This window comes from Moellerella wisconsensis ATCC 35017 (genome assembly GCF_001294465.1).
Classification (GTDB): domain Bacteria; phylum Pseudomonadota; class Gammaproteobacteria; order Enterobacterales; family Enterobacteriaceae; genus Moellerella; species Moellerella wisconsensis.
Genome location: NZ_LGAA01000037.1, coordinates 1 through 764 on the forward strand (window position 1 = coordinate 1; position 764 = coordinate 764).

Annotated in this window: 2 protein-coding genes and 1 pseudogene; all 3 read left to right on the plus strand. The window is 57.2% G+C overall.

Features of this window, described 5'->3' with window-relative positions; translation table 11 throughout:
• Positions 1-132: pseudogene (gene pemK-mt / locus M992_RS14235) on the plus strand (type II toxin-antitoxin system toxin endoribonuclease PemK-mt); the annotation flags it as partial.
• A 92-nt stretch (positions 133-224) separates the two neighbouring features.
• A complete protein-coding gene (locus M992_RS14240) occupies positions 225-659 on the plus strand; it encodes a LexA family protein (protein ID WP_053909188.1) in 435 nt (144 codons plus the stop codon).
• Positions 647-764: Y-family DNA polymerase (locus M992_RS14905; RefSeq protein WP_455768826.1), on the plus strand; the 118-nt coding region annotated here is incomplete at its 3' end. The genes M992_RS14240 and M992_RS14905, both read left to right, overlap by 13 nt.

A 764-nucleotide genomic window follows, 5' to 3' on the forward strand; every position in this document is an offset into this window, starting at 1 on the left:
ACCACCGGCGTTGTGCGTTGCGATCAACCCCGGACGATCGATATGAAAGCCCGCGGCGGCAAACGACTCGAACGGGTGCCAGAGACTATCATGGACGACGTTCTTGGCCGTCTGGCCACCATCCTGACCTGACCCCAGCGTGCCGGCATGAAATATGCCGGCATTGCCTGTTTCCTGAAGCCTGCAATATACTGTATGTATAAACAGTTATTGGAGGCTAGATTATGGCGCTGGATATCGTTTATCCCCGGCCTTCAGTGGAAGGCGACGCACTCCCTTTTTTTGCCGAGCCCGTTGCGGCCGGCTTTCCCAGCCCGGCCGCAGGCTATGAGGCCAATGAACTTAACCTGCATGATTACTGCGTGCGGCGTCCGGCCGCAACGTACTTCTTGCGTGTGTCCGGCGATTCCATGCGTGATGCCCGCATTCATGATGGCGATGTGCTGGTCGTCGATCGGGCAGAAGAGCCCCGACACGGCAGCATCGTAATTGCCAGCATCGATAATGAATTTACGGTCAAGCAGCTGCAGCTCCGCCCTTACCCCTGCCTGATGCCGCTGAATCCGGCTTTTCCGCCAATCAGGTTTGATCCGGAGGCGCTGCAGATATGGGGTGTGGTTACGTTCACTGTCATGAGACACCGCCCGTGTACGCCTTAATCGATGTCAATTCGATGTACTGCAGCTGCGAAGAAGCGTTCCGCCCTGATTTACGAGGTCGCCCTGTGGTCGTTCTCAGCAACAACGACGGGGCGCTTGTTGCGG